Source organism: Brevibacillus halotolerans (assembly GCF_026891775.1).
Classification (GTDB): Bacteria; Bacillota; Bacilli; order Brevibacillales; family Brevibacillaceae; genus Brevibacillus_B; species Brevibacillus_B halotolerans.
Genome location: NZ_JAPTNK010000003.1, coordinates 240799 through 261895 on the forward strand (window position 1 = coordinate 240799; position 21097 = coordinate 261895).

At 42.4% G+C, this 21097-nt stretch carries 20 protein-coding genes and 5 tRNA genes; 1 reads left to right on the forward strand and 24 read right to left on the reverse strand.

The genetic code is table 11. From position 1 onward, the window contains the following. Positions 1-73 precede the first annotated feature (73 nt). The 17 genes from O0550_RS06025 to O0550_RS06105 all read right to left on the reverse strand — a co-directional run bounded on the left by O0550_RS06025 (position 74) and on the right by O0550_RS06105 (position 13668). Complete coding sequence (locus O0550_RS06025; protein ID WP_258425824.1) at positions 74-766, reverse strand: 4'-phosphopantetheinyl transferase family protein; 693 nt, start codon at positions 764-766, stop codon at positions 74-76. Then, positions 763-1638, reverse strand: a complete 876-nt coding sequence (locus O0550_RS06030; protein WP_258425825.1) for an SWIM zinc finger family protein — start codon at positions 1636-1638, stop codon at positions 763-765. The genes O0550_RS06025 and O0550_RS06030 overlap by 4 nt, the downstream gene beginning before the upstream one ends. Further along, positions 1635-4724 (reverse strand): DEAD/DEAH box helicase, encoded by a 3090-nt coding sequence (locus O0550_RS06035; RefSeq protein WP_068792469.1) that lies wholly within the window; start codon positions 4722-4724, stop codon positions 1635-1637. Before O0550_RS06035 ends, O0550_RS06030 begins: the two co-directional genes overlap by 4 nt. A 63-nt stretch (positions 4725-4787) precedes the next feature. Next, positions 4788-6407, reverse strand: a complete 1620-nt coding sequence (locus O0550_RS06040; protein ID WP_258425826.1) for an ABC-F family ATP-binding cassette domain-containing protein — start codon at positions 6405-6407, stop codon at positions 4788-4790. A 263-nt stretch (positions 6408-6670) separates the two neighbouring features. Then, on the reverse strand, positions 6671-8350 hold the full coding sequence (locus tag O0550_RS06045; RefSeq protein WP_003340488.1) for a b(o/a)3-type cytochrome-c oxidase subunit 1: 1680 nt from the start codon (positions 8348-8350) through the stop codon (positions 6671-6673). Between the two features lie 25 nt (positions 8351-8375). Then, a complete protein-coding gene (locus tag O0550_RS06050; RefSeq protein ID WP_003336039.1) occupies positions 8376-8843 on the reverse strand; it encodes a cytochrome c oxidase subunit II in 468 nt (155 codons plus the stop codon). A gap of 35 nt (positions 8844-8878) precedes the next feature. Continuing rightward, positions 8879-9040 (reverse strand): cytochrome c oxidase subunit 2A, encoded by a 162-nt coding sequence (locus O0550_RS06055; protein WP_003340491.1) that lies wholly within the window; start codon positions 9038-9040, stop codon positions 8879-8881. A 373-nt stretch (positions 9041-9413) separates the two neighbouring features. Beyond that, positions 9414-9493, reverse strand: a tRNA-Leu gene (locus O0550_RS06060). A gap of 11 nt (positions 9494-9504) precedes the next feature. After that, a tRNA-Gln gene (locus tag O0550_RS06065) sits at positions 9505-9579 on the reverse strand. A 3-nt stretch (positions 9580-9582) separates the two neighbouring features. After that, positions 9583-9667: transfer RNA gene (locus O0550_RS06070), tRNA-Tyr, on the reverse strand. Between the two features lie 9 nt (positions 9668-9676). Next, positions 9677-9752: transfer RNA gene (locus O0550_RS06075), tRNA-Thr, on the reverse strand. A gap of 41 nt (positions 9753-9793) precedes the next feature. Beyond that, positions 9794-9876: transfer RNA gene (locus O0550_RS06080), tRNA-Leu, on the reverse strand. 206 nt (positions 9877-10082) lie between these two features. Next, positions 10083-10397, reverse strand: coding sequence for an SCP2 sterol-binding domain-containing protein (locus tag O0550_RS06085; RefSeq protein ID WP_181747837.1), 315 nt, complete (start codon positions 10395-10397; stop codon positions 10083-10085). A gap of 171 nt (positions 10398-10568) precedes the next feature. Further along, positions 10569-10742, reverse strand: coding sequence for a YycC family protein (locus O0550_RS06090; protein ID WP_003336033.1), 174 nt, complete (start codon positions 10740-10742; stop codon positions 10569-10571). A gap of 57 nt (positions 10743-10799) precedes the next feature. Further along, the gene (locus O0550_RS06095) at positions 10800-11369 is read right to left on the reverse strand and encodes a thioredoxin family protein (protein ID WP_258425827.1); all 570 of its coding nucleotides are present in this window, start codon (positions 11367-11369) and stop codon (positions 10800-10802) included. 152 nt (positions 11370-11521) lie between these two features. Then, the gene (locus O0550_RS06100; RefSeq protein WP_003336031.1) at positions 11522-12475 is read right to left on the reverse strand and encodes a Gfo/Idh/MocA family protein; all 954 of its coding nucleotides are present in this window, start codon (positions 12473-12475) and stop codon (positions 11522-11524) included. Positions 12476-12573: 98 nt separating this feature from the next. Further along, positions 12574-13668 carry a tetratricopeptide repeat-containing glycosyltransferase family 2 protein gene (locus tag O0550_RS06105; RefSeq protein WP_003336029.1) on the reverse strand — a complete coding sequence of 365 codons (1095 nt, stop codon included), beginning with the start codon at positions 13666-13668 and terminating at the stop codon, positions 12574-12576. Positions 13669-13816: 148 nt separating this feature from the next. Between O0550_RS06105 and O0550_RS06110 the strand changes: the two genes are divergently transcribed. Further along, on the forward strand, positions 13817-14911 hold the full coding sequence (locus tag O0550_RS06110; RefSeq protein ID WP_258425828.1) for a CotH kinase family protein: 1095 nt from the start codon (positions 13817-13819) through the stop codon (positions 14909-14911). Positions 14912-14970: 59 nt separating this feature from the next. Here the strand turns inward: O0550_RS06110 and O0550_RS06115 are convergent, their stop codons facing one another. The 7 genes from O0550_RS06115 to tenA form a co-directional block, all read right to left on the reverse strand. After that, positions 14971-15618: a TlpA family protein disulfide reductase gene (locus O0550_RS06115; protein ID WP_181747842.1), complete on the reverse strand. Its 648-nt coding sequence runs from the start codon at positions 15616-15618 to the stop codon at positions 14971-14973. 16 nt (positions 15619-15634) lie between these two features. Then, on the reverse strand, positions 15635-16342 hold the full coding sequence (locus O0550_RS06120) for a cytochrome c biogenesis CcdA family protein (protein WP_003340508.1): 708 nt from the start codon (positions 16340-16342) through the stop codon (positions 15635-15637). Between the two features lie 307 nt (positions 16343-16649). Further along, the gene (locus O0550_RS06125; RefSeq protein WP_258425829.1) at positions 16650-18416 is read right to left on the reverse strand and encodes an aromatic amino acid hydroxylase; all 1767 of its coding nucleotides are present in this window, start codon (positions 18414-18416) and stop codon (positions 16650-16652) included. A gap of 256 nt (positions 18417-18672) precedes the next feature. Next, positions 18673-19581, reverse strand: coding sequence for a hypothetical protein (locus tag O0550_RS06130; RefSeq protein WP_003340515.1), 909 nt, complete (start codon positions 19579-19581; stop codon positions 18673-18675). A 109-nt stretch (positions 19582-19690) separates the two neighbouring features. Further along, entirely contained in the window at positions 19691-20065 is a 375-nt protein-coding gene (locus O0550_RS06135; protein WP_258425830.1) for an ABC transporter substrate-binding protein, read from the reverse strand. Continuing rightward, complete coding sequence (locus O0550_RS06140) at positions 20053-20385, reverse strand: ABC transporter permease (RefSeq protein ID WP_258425831.1); 333 nt, start codon at positions 20383-20385, stop codon at positions 20053-20055. Before O0550_RS06140 ends, O0550_RS06135 begins: the two co-directional genes overlap by 13 nt. Before the next feature lie 4 nt (positions 20386-20389). Then, positions 20390-21079, reverse strand: a complete 690-nt coding sequence (gene tenA / locus O0550_RS06145; protein WP_258425832.1) for a thiaminase II — start codon at positions 21077-21079, stop codon at positions 20390-20392. Positions 21080-21097 lie beyond the last annotated feature (18 nt).

Consider the following 21097-nt stretch of genomic DNA (forward strand, 5'->3'; position numbering starts at 1 on the left):
AGTTTGAGACTTTATTCGACAAAAAAGGGTTATCCCATAAACATGTGATAACCCTTTCCTCTTGTTTTTCCATTTATGCTTGTAAGAGCTTGCTGGTCAACTCTTCTATTTCTACAATTGTAATTTCCTCACAAAATTGATCCTGCTTTGTACATACGGCAACTTTATACATCTCATCTACGTGATAGGCTCTACAATGATAACCAGTCGGTATGTTATCAGTGTATACCGTCGCTCTGTCTAAAGACTCCTGCTGAATCGTAAAAGAATCAAGCGGCAGTGAGAGTCCCTTCCCCACGGCTTTTATATAGCTTTCTTTATACGCCCAATAACTAAAAAAACCTTTTATTTGGTTCGCCTCAGGGAGCTGGAACAAATTCTGACGCTCTTGTTCAGAAAAAAATCGGTCAGCAATTTGTAGATTAATGGGTTTGATTTGTTGAACATCAATACCAATTGGACTGGCACTAAAAGCAGCAACTATCCAGCTAGCTGAATGCGACACATTAAATTCGCACGCACCTTCTCCCGTAACAAAGGGCTTTCCGTATGGATTGGTCTCATAGCGAATCTCTTCTGGCAAAATCCCCATTCGTTGAGCCAATTGCATCCGTACCAGCACCTCCCCAAGCAAGGAGCGCCATTTATCCTCCGTTTTAAGGTAACGATTTACTTTTTCCTGACGGTCCAACGGGAGCAGAGAGAGCAACTCCCGATACACCGCCTCTGAAAACGTATCGGGTACTTTTATCGCAAACACTTTCATGGCAAAGTAGCTATCTCCTCTCCAGCCTTCTTACTCACAACCCGATACACTTCTTGTAGGGCTCCAATCATCATGGCTTCTTTGCGGACGGCAAATGCAGGCGGTCCCCAGATTAGAAGCAATTGCTCAGGTAGTATATTTTCTTGCGTAAAAGAATTTGTCATCGCAGAAAAATGAGGGGCGGTCTGAAAAAAGGTGCCATGGTCAACCGCTCTGCGTAAAAACACAGCACCCACTTCCTCGTCTATACCTGTATGTAGCAATTCAGACGGATTGGTCGGCTCTGGTAGACTCGTAATTTCCTGTTGGCCCATTCCCTCTCCCGAATAGGCTTTACTGTGTGGCAACCACTGCTCCCGAAATCCACCTATAATATCACCACGCTGTAGCCCAAGAAATGCTAAAAATACAAATGGGTCCTCTTCCGCTTCAGCGAGCAGTTGATAATACAGAGCATATACATGTTTGCAATAACCAACCACATCTGGACAACTACAGTGAGCATTCCATTCCTCTAGTGAGTCTGGAAGAACCTCTATTTTTTGATCGGCGAAATGAGCAGCCATTTCCCCAGAAAATGTCCCGCCTAATAGCTGAGCTGTAAAAAGAGGCGACTGTCTGATTAAGTCCAATGCTTTTTCACGCCCTACATGCACCGTTTTTTTGGGGCTAAGTGAGACCGTGTAGTGCACCTGATTTGCCCCTGTCACTTTTGCTTTTATACCAGCCTCAACGGCTCTCCACTCTAATACTCCACCTTCTTTGGCTTTCGTACGTCCACGCTGATTTCGCTGTGCCCCACCTGCTTTTCGAATCAATTCCTTCAAGCGAGCGATCCACTCAATCTGTACGTTCGATTTTTGCGGCTTCACAACAAATCATCCTCCTCTTGGCAGATCAAATCCTCACGTAGCTCAAATAAGGAGTGTAGCTCATTTGCGGATAACTCGGTAATCCATTGTTCACCAGAGTGGATCACCTGCTCTGCCAATTCCCGCTTTGATTCCATTAACTGATCAATGCGCTCCTCTAGCGTTCCCTGACAAATTAATCGGTGGACATGTACATTTTTCTTTTGCCCAATGCGATATGCCCGATCGGTTGCCTGGTTTTCGACAGCAGGATTCCACCACCGATCAAAATGAATCACATGATTTGCTCTGGTTAGGTTAAGACCGACACCGCCAGCTTTTAATGACAAAATAAAGATTCGCGGTCCCATACCAGACTGAAAGCGATCTATCATATCATCACGGTCTTGTTTACTAATTCCTCCATGTAAGAAGAGAACCTCCTCTTGTAAAACCTCACGAAAATGCTTTGCAAGCATGCTCCCCATGTCTACATATTGCGTAAACAGCAACACGGCCTCCTGCTGTTCCATTATATCGTGAACAAGTTCGGTTACCCGCCGTACCTTACCAGAACGACGCTCTAAATGATCGGCAGACTGGTGTAAATAGAGGGCTGGATGGTCACAGATTTGTTTAAGATGGGTTAACGTAGCAAGAACATATCCACGACGTTGCATTCCTTCTACCGAATTGATTTTTTGCATCATATGATTAACGGCTGCTTGATACAAGCTAGCCTGTTCCTCTGACAGTGTGCAATACGTTTTGCTTTCAATTTTTTCTGGTAAATCCACAATAATGGTAGGGTCTGTTTTCAACCGCCGCAAAATAAAGGGCTTTACTAATTTTCGCAGAGATTCCATCCGCTCCTGCTCGCGATACCGTTCAATAGGCAACGTAAATTGTGTACGAAATTGCGTTAAAGTGCCTAAATAACCGGGATTTAAAAACTGGAAGATCGACCAAAGCTCACTTAGCCGATTTTCAATTGGTGTACCCGTCATCGCAATTCGATGCTGAGCATGTATTTTCATGGCGCTTCTCGCCTGTTTACTTTTACTGTTTTTGATATTCTGAGCCTCATCTAACACCAAATAGGACCATTTGATTTCCATTAAATCAGCTAAATCACGGTTGACTAAGGAATAAGATGTAATCACAACATCATGTTCAGCTACTTTTGCTTGCAGTTCATTTTGATGCAAGCGTTCTGGTCCATGGTGCGTATACACCCGTAGTGTTGGGGCAAATCTCTCTATCTCTTTACTCCAATTATTCATCAATGAGGTCGGGCACACGATTATAGCCGGTGCAGATAGCTTCTCCGCCATCAAAACTGTAATCATCTGAATGGTTTTTCCTAGACCCATATCATCTGCCAAACAGACGCCAAAGCCTAATTTGGACATAAGCTGAAGCCAAGCATACCCACGTTTTTGGTAAGGACGCAATACTCCTTGCAGTCCCATGGGGGTGTCAATATGATCTAAATTCTGTTCAAGTCGTCCATGTAATAAGTCATCAAGAGCTGTAGGAAGTTCGAAATCAACTACAGGGAGATCTTCCCATTCATCACTTGCTTCCATCTCAGCCATTAAGTAAAGCATATCATGCAGCGTGATTTCATCTTGCTCAGCCTGTTTTAAATATTGCAGCATCCGTTTAACCGATTCCTGATTTACCTCAGTCCACTCCCCGCGTAATTGGATAAAAGGGAGCTTTGAATCGGCAATTTTCTCCAGTTCGGCCAAGCTGATTTCCTGGTCACCTAAAGCTGCTTTCGCATCAAAACGAACGATTTCATGTAAGCCTAAACGATGAATAACAGCAGAGGAATCCGCTGCATAGAGTGAGTGATCCTGCTTAACTCTAAGCTTTAAGCCTAGTCGTTTGCGTCCACGCTTTACCCACCAAGAAGGTAATTGAACACCAACTCCTTCTGCCTGCAACCGTGGAGCTATCTCTTGTAAAAAATGAAAGGCCTCTTGCACAGGAAGCTGTATTTGCTCCACTAATGCTTGGCGTAGCGTTTCTTCTAACGCTGGCATTAGTATCGACGCGCATCCCAATTGCTCCAGCAAGAATTCTTGAGCCCTACCCAGATCCTTTCCGAAAAAGGCTGTAGCCTCACCAGACCCTAACCAGATATCCTTAGCTGAAATAAGCCGAGATGGTTCTGTGACAGGTTGTAGATACACATGCAATGTAAAAATGGACTCTTCTGCTTCTACTTCGATCTGCTGAGGTGGTTCCAGACGTAAGTATAGGCGCATTGCATACTGTCCCACACAATCCCGCTTGTTACGTCCTTCTCCTTTTGTCCACAAATCTACTTGCTGTTTAAAGCTTTGCAGCTCCTTCGTTGTACCCTCAATAGGCTCCGTTATCCGAGTTAGTAATCCCCGTAGCCATTGCAAGGAGAAATCTCCCTTCCCCTTGCTGAGCTGTTGTCGCAGCTCTTCGCTTTCCATATCCAGCCAGTCATGTATCGTAGTTTGTATTGCATTTTGTAAAAAATCCGCCTGAATGTTGTGCGGATCTGTCATAATGTCGCTTCCACCTGTCTTCTGTGGGTCATACGCTCGACAGATAGCCGGCATTGCAAGCGCCAAGGTGTGTGAAAATGTGCGCACTTCTTCCTTGGTCAAATCTACATCCCAAATAGCGTCTGCTTCTGCATAGCCGTACCGTTTTCCTTTACGTACCTTAACACCCGGCCGGATATTTGCATGCCATAGCATTTGCAGGGCAAATTGAGCTACCTTTTGGTAGTAATGCAAGCTATCACCTAGCAAAAAACCGCTATGCTGTAGCATTGCTTCGTCTGTTTGCCACAGGAATGGTAAAGCTTCCTTCATAGCTATACTTAGTCCATTAATCTGTTGTACCATCAATTTTGGCTTATTGGACGGGTAATACTCCCCTTGATCAAACCAATATGGAACTTGAAAGGTACGGATGCCCACTTTTCCAGACTTCATCAATTTCATCTGTTGTTCGGTCGACAATTGTTCCATCCAATTACTGACGGGTACAATCTCGCCGCCGCGCAAACAGAAAAGAAAAAAAGCATCTGGTAACCAGATACCGTGCAACGTCGTCATTGATGCCCTCCAGCTTTTAGTAAAAGGGTTAACCTTGATTGGTTAACCCTCTTTTCTTTTTCATTACTCGCTGTACAATTTTTCGCGAAGCTGTTTGATTTCTTCGCTTTCCAGATATTCATCGTATGTCATCATTTTATCAATGATACCATTTGGAGTAATCTCAATGATCCGGTTGGCAATGGTTTGAACAAACTGATGGTCATGAGAAACAAACAGCATCGTACCATCATATTCAATTAAACCATTATTTAATGCTGTAATAGATTCCAAATCCAAGTGGTTAGTAGGCTCATCTAATAGGAGAACATTTCCGCCCACCATCATCATTTTGGACAGCATGCAACGCACTTTCTCTCCACCGGACAAAACATTAGCTTTTTTCAGTGCTTCTTCGCCAGAGAACAGCATTCTGCCTAAGAAGCCGCGCAAGAATGTCTCGTCTTGATTTTTGGAGTATTGACGCAACCAATCAACCAAGGATAAATCGCATCCATCAAAGTACTCAGAGTTATCTTTCGGGAAATATGCCTGAGTGGTTGTAACACCCCAAGAGAATGTTCCACTGTCTGCTTCCATTTCACCCATTAAAATTTGGAACAAGGCTGTTTTTACGTGACCATTTGGGCCCACTAGCGCTATCTTATCACCCTTGTTGATAATAAGGTGTATATTTTCGAAAAGCTTTTCACCTTCAAGAGTCTTGGATAAGCCTTCTATTTCCAAAATATTTTTACCTGCTTCTCGCTCCGGCTTGAAGTTAATAAATGGATAACGGCGGCTGGAAGGCTTGATATCATCCAACGAAATTTTATCCAACATCTTCTTACGAGAGGTTGCTTGTTTTGATTTAGAAGCATTGGCGCTAAAGCGCGCAATAAAGCTTTCCAATTCTTTAATTTTCTCTTCTTTTTTCTTATTTTGCTCTCTCATTAACTTAAGAGCTAGCTGGCTAGATTCATACCAGAAATCGTAGTTCCCCACATACATTTGAATCTTACCAAAGTCAATATCAGCAATATGCGTACATACTTGGTTTAAGAAGTGACGGTCATGGGATACAACAATAACAGTATTTTCATAATTAGCTAAGAAGTTTTCTAGCCAACGAATGGATTCGATGTCCAAGTGGTTGGTAGGCTCATCGAGTAGAAGGATGTCTGGGTTACCAAACAATGCTTGTGCCAGCAAGACACGAACTTTCAGATTTCCGTCAAGCTCTAGCATTTTCTTATCATGGAATTCAGCAGGAATTCCCAGACCAATCAATAGAGCAGCGGCATCAGATTCTGCTTGCCAACCATTCAAGTCTTCGAATTCTCCTTCCAATTCAGACGCACGAATCCCGTCTGCTTCAGAGAAATCTTCTTTCATGTACAGAGCATTTTTCTCTTCCATGATATCACACAATCTTCTATGACCCATCATTACCGTTTTCAAGACTTCGCATTCATCGAACTCATAATGATTTTGCTTTAAAACGGCAAGACGTTCTCCAGGAGTTAAAATAACCTCTCCGTTGTTTGGTTCAATTTCGCCGGATAAAATCTTCAAAAATGTAGACTTACCAGCTCCATTTGCCCCAATTAATCCATAGCAGTTACCAGGTGTGAACTTGATATTTACATCTTCAAACAAAGCGCGTTTCCCATATCGCAGGGTAACACCATTTGTACTTATCATTCAATCTCATCCTTTAATATGCATTTTCTTCTTCAAACGTATATTTTACTACATTTACAAGTAAAAATTAACCCCTTGTATTTATTAACACCTGCCACAACAAATTATAGCTGATGTATCCTTGCTTTTTACAGCCCAAAACCCTCCATGCTCTGGGCCAAATTGATATGATCCACAGCCTTTTTTATTTTCTCATAATAAAAAACCATCTACACGCATACTCCTTTTTAGAAAAGGAAGCATACCGCAGATGGTTTTTATTTTTACCACGTGATAAACGGTTTTGATCCAGGTGGTGCATGATCAATCAATTGGTAGATCGGATATGCATAAGCAACGATAATCAAAAATACGGCGATACCCAGCCATAAAGACCAGCGCTCTAAAATTTTTGGAGTACGTTCCACTGATTCTTGGGATTCAGCAATTGGATAATCCTCCTCGCCTTTTGGTGCTTTAAAGATGAGATAAAATAAAATTCCTACCATCAGTATCCCTGCAAAGAATAGGATAGCACCGCCAAAGCCCATTAACTGTTGGGGAGGTATCCAGCTTAGAGCCTCCGCATTGTCAAAGTAAGTAGTGTAATCCGTACGGCGCGGCACACCCTGCAGCCCAAGATAGTGCATCGCACCTGACATGAGTAACATCCCAACCGACCACATGACTGCTTGTAAAATTCCTACACGATGCAAGGCAGGGGTCATTTTGCGCCCTGTTAAATTTGGCAATAACCAATACGTAATACCAAAGAAAGTGAGCGCAATGCTAGTTCCGACCGTTAAATGGAAGTGACCTGTAACCCAGATTGTATTATGCACCACTGCGTTCATCTGGTTACTCGCATTAATAATTCCACCTGCACCCGCTGGAATGAAAGCAAGCATCCCCAGCATAGGGGCAAAGAAACGCGCATCCTTCCAAGGCAATTTCGAAAACCAGCCAAACAAGCCCTTTGCACCCTTTTTACGTCCTGATGTTTCAAATACGGCAAATAGCGAAAATGCCGTCATAAGCGAAGGGAATACTACGGTTAAAGTCAAGATTACATGTAGCATTTTCCATTTATCTGAAATACCTGGCTCCATTAACTGGTGATGAAAGCCTACAGGAATGGAGAATAGAATAAGCAGAATAAAAGATAAACGTGCGAGCGAATCACTAAATACTTTACCACCGATTATTTTTGGAATATTAACATACCAGCAGACATAAGCAGGCATTAACCAGAAATAGACAAGTGGGTGACCAAAATACCAAAAGAGCGTACGGCTTAGCAGGACATTCACTTCTGGTACCCAGCCAAGAGACCATGGAATGAGCTGTAGCAAGACCTCTGCTGCCACCCCTAATGTTGCAATCTGCCACAAAATCATGGTAGAAACAGCCATGAATTGAAATAGGGGAGATGTTTTTCCCTTATTTGTTTTTCTCCAATGAATGTAATTCGCAAAAATCGAATATCCGCCCATCCAGCTACCTACGACTAGTAAGGCTGACCCAATATAGAACAGTGGAGACGCTTTCATTGGTGCATAGAATGTATACAGAACCGAGGCTTCATTGGATAGAATCGCTACTGTTGCCATCGCTGTACCCACCGTCATGAGAAGCCAACCAATCCAACCCAACTTTAAAGCTAAAGGTGTCAGCTTTCCCTCTGATGTGCGAGCACAACCTGAGATGAAAAATCCTATAATAAAGAATGTTGTAAAAACTAGACCCAATAATACCCCGTGTGCTGTTAAAACCTGATAATAGCCTAACCAAGATGGCAAGGTTATAACCCCGCCCCGTACCAGACCTTGAAGCAAGCCGCACAAAATGGCGATAGCAAAACCAATATACGCCACATAAATATGCGCCAACGAAAGTTTTGCAGCTGCGGCGTCTACTTTTACCACCGGTTGTGTTTTATGATATTCCTTTAATTGCGCTACCATACTTTATCGTCACTACCTTTCTGCATCACTTCACAACAATTGTAGCTGCCATTAACTGGTGACCAGCGCCACAATATTCATTACAGAGAATTAAGTACGTTCCTGGCTTGTCAAATGTGTGAGTGACTTCGCTGATGTGACCAGGTAACACCATGATGTTGACATTTGTTTTTGGTATCTCGAAGCCGTGTACCACGTCTTTGCTCGTTACGACAAATTTAACCTTGGCACCGACTGGAACTTCAATTTGATTAGGTTGGAAAGTAAAAATAAATGATGTCATGACAAGATCGTATTCATTATCACCAGTTTTATGAAGTCCTAGATTATCAAATGGGGCAGTTTCATCTACCTTTTTTGGGTCTATCATTTTCATATGGCTTGGCGGCATCATCCCCATTGCATAGGCATTGACAGACAAGACGATCAAAAACAGTACAAGCGTCGCGCCCCCAACCATCAGCCAAATTTTTTCAAAGCGGTGTAAATGCATAAAATACCCTCCCGTTCATTCCCTCTCTATACCAGCTACGCCCTGCTTAGAAAAATCCCAAATACAGCAAACCAAGTCACTGCGATAAACAGACCTACTAGAAAGACCGAAGCTAGCGTTCCTTTTAAATTTAGTTCGCCTTCCTGATGCTTCTCGTTCTCTGCCTTTTGATTCGGTTGAGTTTGGGAGCTGTTCATCCGATGACCTCCTCTCTTTTTCTTCCTTGTCATCCAGTTTTTCCTCAAAAAGGAATTTGCATTGTTTACGATTTGATTAAACCATTCCCACATTTGTAAAGGGTGTGAGATTCATCACTTTTAGCCCTTTAGAGCTATCTAGTTTTCGCCATTGTCAAGGTTTTGACAAAATTCTATTTATTTAAAAATCATCTTAGAAAAAAGAGTGTTTTTGTGAGAAAAATGATTACTTTTTATTTTCATAATTTTACATCTCATTTCTCGTTTATTACCTTTTATATATTCTCTTGTAGTCCAAGATTAGAAAATGATAATAGACAACGAAAAAAGCGTAATCTACGCATCTAACGTAAATTCCGCTTTTTTATTGTAGTGCCGGTAGAGGGACTTGAACCCCCACGGTTTCCCTCACGATTTTGAGTCGCGCGCGTCTGCCAATTCCGCCATACCGGCAAATATAAAGTTGGCTGGGGTACCAGGATTTGAACCTGGGAATGACGGAGTCAAAGTCCGTTGCCTTACCGCTTGGCTATACCCCAAAATGGTGGGGAGAGACGGATTCGAACCGCCGAACCCTGAGGGAGCAGATTTACAGTCTGCCGTGTTTAGCCACTTCACTATCTCCCCATAAAAAAATGGTGCCGGCGATAGGACTTGAACCCACAACCCCCTGATTACAAGTCAGGTGCTCTACCAATTGAGCTACACCGGCATTTTCATATTGAAAGCTTGTCTTTTCGTTATGTATGTAAATGGTGCGGGTGGAGGGACTTGAACCCCCACGGTCGCCCGCCAGAACCTAAATCTGGTGCGTCTGCCAATTCCGCCACACCCGCATGTGAGCTAAACGGTCAACAACGCGCTTTCTAGCTTGTTGTTTTTCTTCAGTACCGTTTCGGCTTTTTTAATATAGCATACACTTAAATTAAAAAGCAAGACTTTTTTATAAAAAATTTGATAGCCACAATTAATCTTTAAAAATTAACTGTAGCTATCCGTTTTTTATACCTATAAAAGCTGTGTATTTCATAACATTCTCTCATTAAGCAAATAAGCGCTGTAATTGTAAAGCTAGTGATATATCTCCCTTAATCTTTATTTTACCTAGCATAACAGCAGCAGTAGGATTCAATTGTTTTTGTAGGAGCTTTGCAAAATTGGTGTCAGATAGCTGGAGCGTGCATTGTGCCTGATTAGAGTTTCCTTCCGTTACTTGAACCTGATTGTCACAAAATCGAATCTGATAGGTACCTCCCCGTTCTCCACTTACATCAAATTGATAAACAGCCAACCATCCCTCAATGGTAGAAGGGTCTTGATTTATGCGATCAGCAAGTGTCTCCAATTCTTGCAACACGTGTGAACTCCCCCTTTCTCAGCCTGAGCCTATATTTTTCCTCATACTATCCTATTCAGTAAATATCCATTATATGCCATTTTCACTTTTTCTGAAATAGAAAAAAGATGCCTTGATAGGCATCTCTTGTAAGTGTAATCGCTTCTCGTCCAGACGAGCGTTTTTGACTACTTATTTCTCCTTGCTATCCGATTCTGTCTTTTGCTCTGAGACTTCCTGCTTTGAAATCTCCATTAGCTTTTGCATCAATATATGCTGAGGCATATGCATTAATCTTTCCAAGGGTACTCCAAGCTGTTCAGCCAACTTTACGGCTGTTTCTGCTGATATCTGTAAAGGTCTCATCTTTTCACCTCTTGCTGTCTTTATCAGTCTATCCCATTATACCACGCTCGACGCTAATCATTGTATCTGACGGAATAAATCGGATAATTCTTGCACAATGACCTGCTGGTAGCCAGTCCCCTCTCCATATTGGGCAAGCATTTCCTGACGAGCCACCATGATTTTGTCTTGATAATCGTGTGCCTCACGATCAGGGTTTTCCTGTTTAAACTCAGTCATAATTTTCTGAACATGCGCTGGACGTGGTCCCCATGTAGCAAGCACATCTGAGTCCTTGTTGCAAATAATCAACACCGGAATAGCTCGTCCTCCCATAGTTAGAAATTGATCCATCACATCCAGATGATCCTCCATGACTAATACTTCTACAGGTAAAGAAACAGCTTCTGCTACACGAAACAATACGGGTACATTCCGCACAACGTCTCCACACCATTCTGCACACAATAAGAAGGCTCGCAATCCCGCTTGCTGAACCGTGGCTGCTATTTGGGAATGCTCCTTTTCTGTTTCCCACGAAAATCGCTCATACCAGCCATAGAATTCCTCTTTATTTTTCTCCATTGTTTCCATGAATTGCTGCATGGTCATTCCTGTCCCTGTTTTCGAGTGCAAGTTAATCGCCATGATTGCTCCTCCTTTAGCATTGATTCTCTTCTGTTTCAATTCGCTAGGATGTGAGCATCTCCTCTTTGCGATCCTTTCTGTAAGTGTTAGAGATGATGCTTAACAGCAGCAAAAAAACCTGTGCACATTTGCTACAGGTTTTTTACAACAATTTATCCGGATAGATTTTGTTGGATTTGTTGGGAAATTTCTGTTGCCAGTTGCAATGCCTGCATACCTGACTCCGCTGAGACCAAAGTGGGCGTTTTCTTCGTGATGCTTTGTAAGAAATCTATTAGCTCTGCCCGTAGTGGCTCAATCCCAGGTACAATCACTTTTTCCAAAATGTTTTGCTGACTATAGCCATCACTTTGTTTTTCTAAGAAATTTGTAGAACGGGAAATGACCACTTTTTTATCGAGTAGATCAGCTTGAACAAACGCCTGTCTAGTTACTACTCGTAAGGTACGCACTTTTTCTTCCGTTAAATGACTAGCTGTGATTTGTGCGATAACTCCTGATTCGAATTGAAACAGTGCTACAGCATGTTTGATTGCTCCTTGATAAGATTGACCCACCGCATGCATCCTAGCTAATGCACCCGGCTGTAAATGCTGCAAAATATATATGTCATGAAGCATAGCATCCAATACCACATCAATTCCTTGAATACGTGGTTCCATCGGACTCATGCGGTGCATATCGATGGCGACAACCTCTTCACCCTCCAAAATAGAGCGTAACACCCCAATAGCAGGATTAAACAGCTCGATATGCCCCACCTGCAAATGTAACTGAGCTTCTTTGGCTCGATCAATCAACTCACTGGCTTCTGCTAAAGTCGCAGTGAGAGGTTTTTCCATCAGCATATGCACCCGATGACGAATACAAGCCATTCCTACCTCAAAATGAGCAGGTATTGGAACGGCTATACTGACTGCATCTACTTGGGCCAACAGTTCATCTAGGGTAAAAAACGAAAGTATATCATATTCCCGTGCGACCTCTTGCGCCCGTTTTTGGTCTGCATCGTAAACCCCTATCAATTGGCAATGATCGTTGAGCGAGGAGTAGACACGTACATGATGCTTGCCCATTACACCGGTTCCAATTACTCCTACCTTCACTCCACATCCCTTCTTTCCATCCAAAAACTTACAAATTCACTCAACTCTCACATTGTATGAAGTAGATGGAAAGAAGGTCACTTTTCCTGTGAAAGAAGTTAGCTACCTGACTCCTCCTTATTCAACAATCCCTCTATTAGCTTTTTATTGAATAAATATTTTGGATCATTTGGTCGATACTTCCCTACTTGTTCGTTATGCTCATAGGCTTTTTCATTTTGTCCAATGCGATTGTAGCAAACACATAATTGAATATGCGGAAGCCACGTCCAGCATGCTTCTGTAAAAAATCCCCAGCTATCCGGTCTTTTGACCTTAGTAGCTAGGTCATACCAAAAAATTGCTTTTAGATATTCCTTTTTGCCAAAAAAGATATGACCCAATCGGCAGCAAGCCTCAGCTCGTGGAGTATCATAAGAAAAAGCTTTGATTATATATTCTAATTCCTTCTCTTTATCCCCTAAGGCAACATAACAATCTGCGATCTTGTAGCACGCATTGATTTCATCCTCAATCCAGCCCTGTTTAGAATCGAGCATTTTGATATAATATTCAATCGCTTTTTCATGAAAAGAATGATCTCGCAGTTCATTTGCATAATAATACAAGTCCCTTATGGTAAATTCTTCCCCGCGCTCCAGCTTTTTTTCATAAATCCGCAAATTACGCGTCGAATACCCTTCGTGCTGATGAATCTTTTTATGAGTCACAGCAATATCACTGTCGATAATTTTTCCCCAAACAGCTAAATACTCGTGCACAGCACCAATCCATTGGAAATTATTGCTTCGTTTCACCAGACGGTTTCGGCGGAAAGACATAATAGGATTATCGAACTCATCAAAGGCAGTGTGATATTTCATGGTGACTGAGTCAACAGCCGGATCTAATGTTTCCTTCAAGGTTCGTAACCGTTCACGGTCGATCTCCAAGAGGAAATCATCTGCATCCAGATGCAAAATATATTCTTGTGTTGCTTTCGTAAAGGCAAAATTACGAGCGGCCGAGAAATCGTCAATCCATTCAAAGAAAAAAACGCGATCCGTATACTGTTTTGCAAGCTCTACAGTCCCATCAGTCGAGCCTGTATCAATAATATTGATTTCGTCTACCAGGTCCTTCACAGAATCCAAGCATCTCGCCAAACTATCTTCCTCATTTTTCACGATCATGCATAAACTAATTGTGATCATGCTGTCACCTCATGTCGCTAATTTTGCTCACTTTTGTATGTATATTTCCTGCAAATAAAAAGGTGAACTATTTCTTTATCTATTCTCAATAAAACATAGCGCCAAGAGCCCGTATTCCTCATAAGATAAAGCAGAAAGGAAGGGTTCTATGGAAATTCTGTCGCACGCCTTGCCACAGGTTTATTATGTAACTGTCTCAGATGAGGGTATTGCTTACTTGGATCAGCATATCAGAGCGGATGTTCGCATAGATGCTTTCCTCTCCATCCAGCAGAAAGCGTACCCCATTCAGCTTTCCTATCGAGGTGCCCATACACGAGAATTGGCGAAAAAGTCTTATACTCTCTATTTTTCTGATGACAACCGTTTTCAGGGACAACGCGAGGTTCATCTTAATGCTGAAATGCTGGACCCCTCGTTCATGCGAAATGCCTTGTCATTTGCCTTTTTTGAGCTCCTCGGTGTCTTATCGCCTGCTACTTCGTTTGTGGTGTTATGCAAAAATGGAGTTAGTGAAGGTCTTTATCTTCAATTAGAATCTGTCGATGAATTATTTTTACAAAGGCGTCAGCTACCACTAGGTCCAATTTTCTACGCTGTTAGTGGAAACGCTAATTTTTCCTTGTTAAGCCCCAAAACAGAGGAGGTAAAACCACGCCTAGACGCAGGGTATCGACGCAAATATGGCCAAGAGGAGGATATCCAGCTCCTCCAAGAATTGATTTATATCATAAATACAACGCCAAGAGCTGATTTTGAAGAAACCATTGCTCGATACCTTAATATCAGCCAATATCTAAGTTGGCTAGCAGGGGCTGTATGCACCCAAAATTTTGACGGTTTTATTCATAATTACGCTTTATATCGAAATTCGAGGACAGGTTTATTTGAGATTATTCCATGGGATTATGACGCCACCTGGGGGCGAGATTGTAATGGAAAAGAAATGGCCTATGATTTTGTTGATATAGACGGATACAATACCTTGAGCGCTCGTCTACTAGATACTTCTACATACAGACAGCTCTACAAAGATAGAATGGCAGAAATACTAAATTCCTGGTTTACTCCCGAATATATAGGCCCTCGAATCGAGTCTCTCCATCGCCTGCTACGTCCCTACCTCCAGATTGATCCACACAAAAAAGAAAAGCTCAACGTCTTTGACGCCGAGCCTGACTATATTTGTCGTTTTATTAACGATCGAAATCATTTTTTAAAAGGACAGCTTGATACTTTGTAAACATATATCGCTCTTCATTTCTTGTTAGGAAATCCTGCAATAGCAGTCTTTTAGCATCGTTATTTTTTTGCTTTGACTACTTTATCTAGCTCTGCCTGAAACACGCCCGGTTGAATCGATCCCATTACCTTATACGTAACAACCCCATTAGGATCAATAATAAAAGTCGTTGGGATAGCGAGGATTTGGTACTGCTTTGCTACTGTTTCATCTTGATCGAAGAGAATCGGCATCGTCAGCTTATAGGTATCTACAAATCCCTTGACGGAATCTAAATCATCCGTTTTGGTCAGATTAATTGCATAAAAATCTACGTTGCCTTTATTTTTTTCATATAACTTTTGTAAGTCAGCAGCTTCCATTCTACAAGGACCACACCAGCTTGCCCAGAAGTTCAGAACCAGTGGCTTCTGTCTTTGTCCCGAAAACTTGTATCTAGTTCCATCCATACTTGGAAGTTCAAAGGCAGGAGCTTTAGCCCCTTGCGCAATGGTTGGGTTGGCTTTTGGCTCTATCTGACTAGAGACCTCTTGTTGTACTTGAGTTTTGGTTGTCTCTTTCGCTTGATGCTGTTGCTGTGGTTCAGATTTTATAGACTGTCCCAATATTGGTTGCGGAGTAGGCAGCGATTTACTTTTGACCTCGCTTTGGTAAATCGCTCCTCCTCCCAGAACGAGCAAACTGAGAATGATAAAAACCTGCCGCATGCTTTATCCAGCTCCTTTATAAACTAGGCTGTCCAAAAATTTTAATTAAGTAGATAGAGATATCTGTTAGCTTATCAAAGTACAGCAAAATCCCGAAAAGAACCATGATTCCCCCGCCAATTTTCATTAATTTGTCCGAGTATTTCATGATCCAGCTTATCTTACTAATGAAGAAGGTCATCACGAAGAATGGCAGGGCAAACCCTATCGTATAGGCAAGCGTATAAGTAAGGGCACTCTCTGGGTTCACCATTCCAAGCGTAATGATCCCTGACAAGATCGGCCCTACACAGGGAGTCCAGCCAGCAGCATAGGTAATTCCCACCAAGATAGAACCAGTATACCCAAGCGGACGATTGTTTATGTCCTTCTTCCATGTTTTCATCATAAAATCAAACTTTAATACCCCTGTAATTACTAATCCCATAAAAATTAATAAAATAGCACCAAGTTGCCTAATCAAATCCTTTTTTGATGCAAATAAGCTACCAATCCATGAGGTTGACAATCCGAGCGCGATAAAGACAAGAGAGAAACCTAGAATAAAAAACAAGGTGTGTAACAATGCTTGTCGCTGAAATACAGCTTTTCCTTGTTTCATCTCTGAAACCGAAACCCCAGTAATATAAGATAAAAAGGATGGGTATAACGGCAAGCAACAAGGTGATATAAACGAGAGAAGTCCTGCTGCAAATGCTAGCCATACTGTAATTTGTGTATCCATAATTGGCCCCCATTTCCCAAAAGTCTTTTTCTGTTATGTATTCTAGTCCACAGATATTCATTCATGCTCCGTTCTGCATAACAGGTGAACGAAGTGTGACAAAACTCACAGCAGTACGTGAGTCATTCTTCTTCTATTTTATTTAGATAACTGACAAAATATCAATGACGTGAGAAGTCTTTATGAAAAGGTCATATATGCGATGACTTCAGCAAAGAACGAGACTGGATTCACAGTACCAAGAGGAACATTTGCATTCCAAAACTGAGACCGCCTGATAGGAAATCCCACCGGCGGTCTGATTTTCTTATTTATTTTCCAACAAAGACAGTCCATTCGCAATCAAAACAGCTAATTCATGATCAGCATCACCAATTGCTTTTATTTGGGCGTGAAGTCGCTGGCAGTCCGCTTCTGGGAAATGATGATTCATCATAATTTCTAAAATTTCCAATCGCAGTAGCCAATCGTTCGGATAAGAGGCATCTAGTTCTTGCCTAATAGCTTGCAGGCTCTCTGGCAGTTCCTCTTCAGCCCCTTCTTCTATCCGTAGGTTACGAACAATTTGATACAACTGCTGCTGTCTTTTTTGCACGTCTGTGTATATGGGACGACGGGTTTGGGTCTCTGAGGGTTGATGTGTACCCGATTGAAATTTTTCGCGGTCAGCAGCTCCTGCATAGACAGAGACGATCTCGGCTCCGACTGCCATATCGTAGGTCCCCCATTCTGCTTGGAACAGCATACGCTCTTGATAGCGTACACTACATTCATCGAATCCAATTAGCACCACTTTATCCTGCATACGATCAATATAGGAAACACGACCTACGACTTCAACTCCTGAAGCAAAGCATACCACCGTTTTTTTACCTACAACTAAGTCATAGGCTTCAAGTTCGGCATCGGTCCAATCCTCTAATGGCTTCTCGTTTCCTTTTATTTTTCCAATGGGGGAAGAAAATCCATGGCTATGATAGGATTTATCATGACCCACCAGCTCAATATCTTCAAACGCGAGGGCAGTAGGCCCTTCTGTCGCTAAATAAATCGCTTCCCCCTGATCATCCAAGATAAGATGATGTAGCGTGCCGCTTACCTGTAGACCAGAGCTGTACACACTAGTAGTGATTTGGCCACTATTGATTGCCTTATGCAAGCTTTCAGTGCCACCAAGATGCACGGCCATTCTCTCTTTCATTTCAAGCACCGCTTCAATTAATTGCTCAAAATCTCGACAAACAAACAATTGGGGCTGAGGCTTGGTGATATCAAAATCAGTTTCTATACAAGCATCGAGTGAAAACGGGATTTTTTTAACCCCATCTGTTAAGCAGCTCATGCTTTCCCCAACAGAGGACAATAGCCCTGCTCCATAGATTTGGGGCTGATCAACATCTCCAATTAAGCCGTATTCGACTGTCCACCAATAGAGACGGGATAATTGAGTAGCTTCTGAAACCTCCGTAACCGCCGCTGTTTTCCGAGCTAGGTCTTCTTCTGCTGCAAGCACTTGTTCTTCCGTCGCATTGATATCCTCTTTTACGATAGATAAATAGCGAATCGACTCATATAACTCATAATCTGCCCGTGATGAAATGGCTTTAGAACCAATTTCTCCAAAAATTTTCAGATAGTCACGATATTTCTCGTCTTTAATGATCGGGGCATGCCCGGCAGCTTCATGAATGATATCAGGTGCAGGTGTATAAGCCACATGATCGTAAGTACGAATGTCACAAGCGATTGGAAGGATTTGATGAGCCTGAAAGTCAAAAAAGGAGACGGCTGGTATAAAACCATCGATACTTACTGCTCCCCAACCAATTTCCGATAAACACCGATTCATTTCACGAATATTCGGTATTTTTTCGATACTGATACCAGATGCTTGCAAGCCATCTAAGTAAGCGGTATGGGCTCTTTTCCCTAGGAAATTATAATTCTGACGCATAACGTATCGCCAAACAGCTTGATCTATCGGTGTATACTTGTCATAGTCTTGGTCAACAACGAATTGCTTTAAATGAACAGGAATGTTGACCAATGAAAAATCAGATTCAATGTGGCTCATAACTTTATACCTCCCTCAGCAAAATAACGATATTCCGGAAATAGAAAGCGCTATCATTATAAGGTTTACTATAACATCTTTTGGTGGAAAATGGAGTAAAAAAGTTTGCCTATCAAACGCCCAATTCCTATGATACTGTAACGCAGCAAGGCATCTATGCTCGCATGTAAAATCAAGAACCCCAATCGATACATTCAGATTGGGGTTCTATTTGTTTTGTCGCAATCCATATGTTCCCTTTGCATGAATGCTTTCGTTATTCCTTAGAGGAACGTCGATTTTGTTGTTGCTCTAGCATTACATCCATCAATAAATGATCCTGCAATTGATCCATCGGGTCGATGGTTAGCAAGGCTGAGACAGCAGCAAGCGCCGCACGTACGGTCTGATAAGAAAAAAAGGCATCTCGCTCTTCTTCACTGTAGCTAGAAATATCAGCACTTTTAACCGGGTTAGGAAAATCCGCCTCCACTCCGGCCCTATCCATGACGACCAATGCCTGCTTAATCGCTAAAATCGCTGCGCTCACGCTTAACGAGTATTCCTTACGCAGATCTTCCCAAACCTCAAAAGCAGTGCGCTCTGTATGCTCTCCATTTAAGCGAGTTATCATGCCACGTTTCCTTCCCTCCTGCAATAGCCAATCGACTAAAATGTCTGGATGGGGTGGAAACGAGTAGTACTGCAATCGCATTTCTAGCTCTGTAGGAAAATGGCGGGCAAATCGAGCATCCTCCAGCTTGATCTCATATCGCCTTGACGGATGGTTGGGTACCATAACGTAGACAATTCCATCGCGAATTGCCGTGATTTGTAGCTTTGTCCGGGCTGGTATGCGGGCTTGTGGTGCCTTTTCCCGTCGATAATTACCTGGAATTAATTGCTCACCAAATAAATGATATTCTAAAGGTGCATCAATCCAAGGTATTGGTTCTCTTGTTTGGATTTGATACGTACCACTAAAAGTTATCCATTCGCTTGGTCGGTGCTGATAGCGAACCAATATCTGATGTTGCTCACACTCTGGCGCCACTTCTTCTTTATCTGCATCAACAGGATGGAGGCGATCATGTTGCAACATGAATCCATCTTCTATGTCTAAACGCTCCAGTAATTCGCGTCTGGATACTCGCTCATAGCCGATGTGATAGATGTTTTTTTTCAAAATGATGTACCCCCCATAATTACTCTTGTTCCTTGGAAATTCCATAGTGAACAGACTAGAAAAAGCGCCATGAATAGGCGCTTTCTCATTCATTTCCTCTTATTATACATTATTTTACTACTGGAAGAATCTCCTGAGCTGAGAAAGTCTTAGAAATGAGCTTCTTAGCAGCCATCCAGTCAATGACCTCCTGCCATTGGGCTGTATCCTGACTACCAAAAGGTTGACCCTTAGCATCCATCAAAGGAAGTAAGACCTTCAGGCTTTTGTGTTCAATCTCTCTATCTAAAGGTAATTCTGTGGCTTCATGCTGTAAAAGTGCTTCCAGTGCTTCTTTCGGATGAGAAGCAACATAAGCCTGCCCTTTTTGTATCGCTTGCTGGAAGCGTTCTAGCGCCTCCCGCTTTTTTACTGCCGTCTGATCACTTGTGACCAACACCAATTCATAATAGCTGGGTACACCATAATCAGTCAATCTAAACAAACGAACAGGTACATGATTTTTTTCATTTTCTCATTAAGATGCATGCATATGGCAATTCCTGTCCCTACGATTATAGAGATCACTAGTCCTAGCAGCGCTTCCTGTAATGTAATCCACAGATGTGTCGTAAATAACTGATAGCGTAGCTCCCAGAGCGCAACTGCAATAAGAGAAGGCGCTGGCAAAATGAATGCAGGTAGCTCAAGCAAGCGACAACTTGCTTCCCATAACAGGAGGAAAGTACCTACGGAAGCGAGAACCCATCCGATATGCCGATCTTTTTCCAGACCTCCTGCGTGAATTTTTGCCTCCCTTTCCATTACATTACGGCCATGTCTGTTCTAGATAAGCCATATCCCAAAATAAATACTCCATTTTGCAAGCAGCGATAAAATGCTGTTTCATCCGAGCAAGCTCCTGTTTGTTACTGTCACGGGCAATTTCATTAAGTACACCTTTCAGCCAGTCCGTGGAGTTGGCAAATTCATCAGAACTATACATCCGCACCCACTCGCCATACTGCGGATGATCGATTACCCCCGTTTTTTGTGCTAATCTTTTCCCAATTTCCTGATAGCTCCACATGCATGGAAGCAAAGCACTCAGTCCTTCTCCTAAGCTACCTTGGTGAGCGATCTGTAGCATATAGCTTGTATAGGCAAGCATGACGAATGATGGTTCGGCCGTTTCTAATTCACTTTGGGAAATGCCTAGTCGTTGAGCGTATCCCCGATGCAGGGACATCTCCTCTTGTAGTGTTGATGTCATGATTTGGGCAAATCGACCGCTCCAGTCTAAACGCGCTGTCTTAACGCTCGCAATCGCAAATAGTTTTGCATATTCCCGTAAAAAGAGATAATCCTGTTTCATGTAATGGATAAATGCAGAGATCGGTAAATTCCCATTAGCAATGCCAGTAATGAAAGGATGGAGATGCGTCTTTTCCCAAATCGGCTTTGCTTCTGCGTATAAAAGCTCTGTAAAAGAAGCGATTTCTATTTCTCGCGTATTCATCGGCGTACAGCCTCCTTT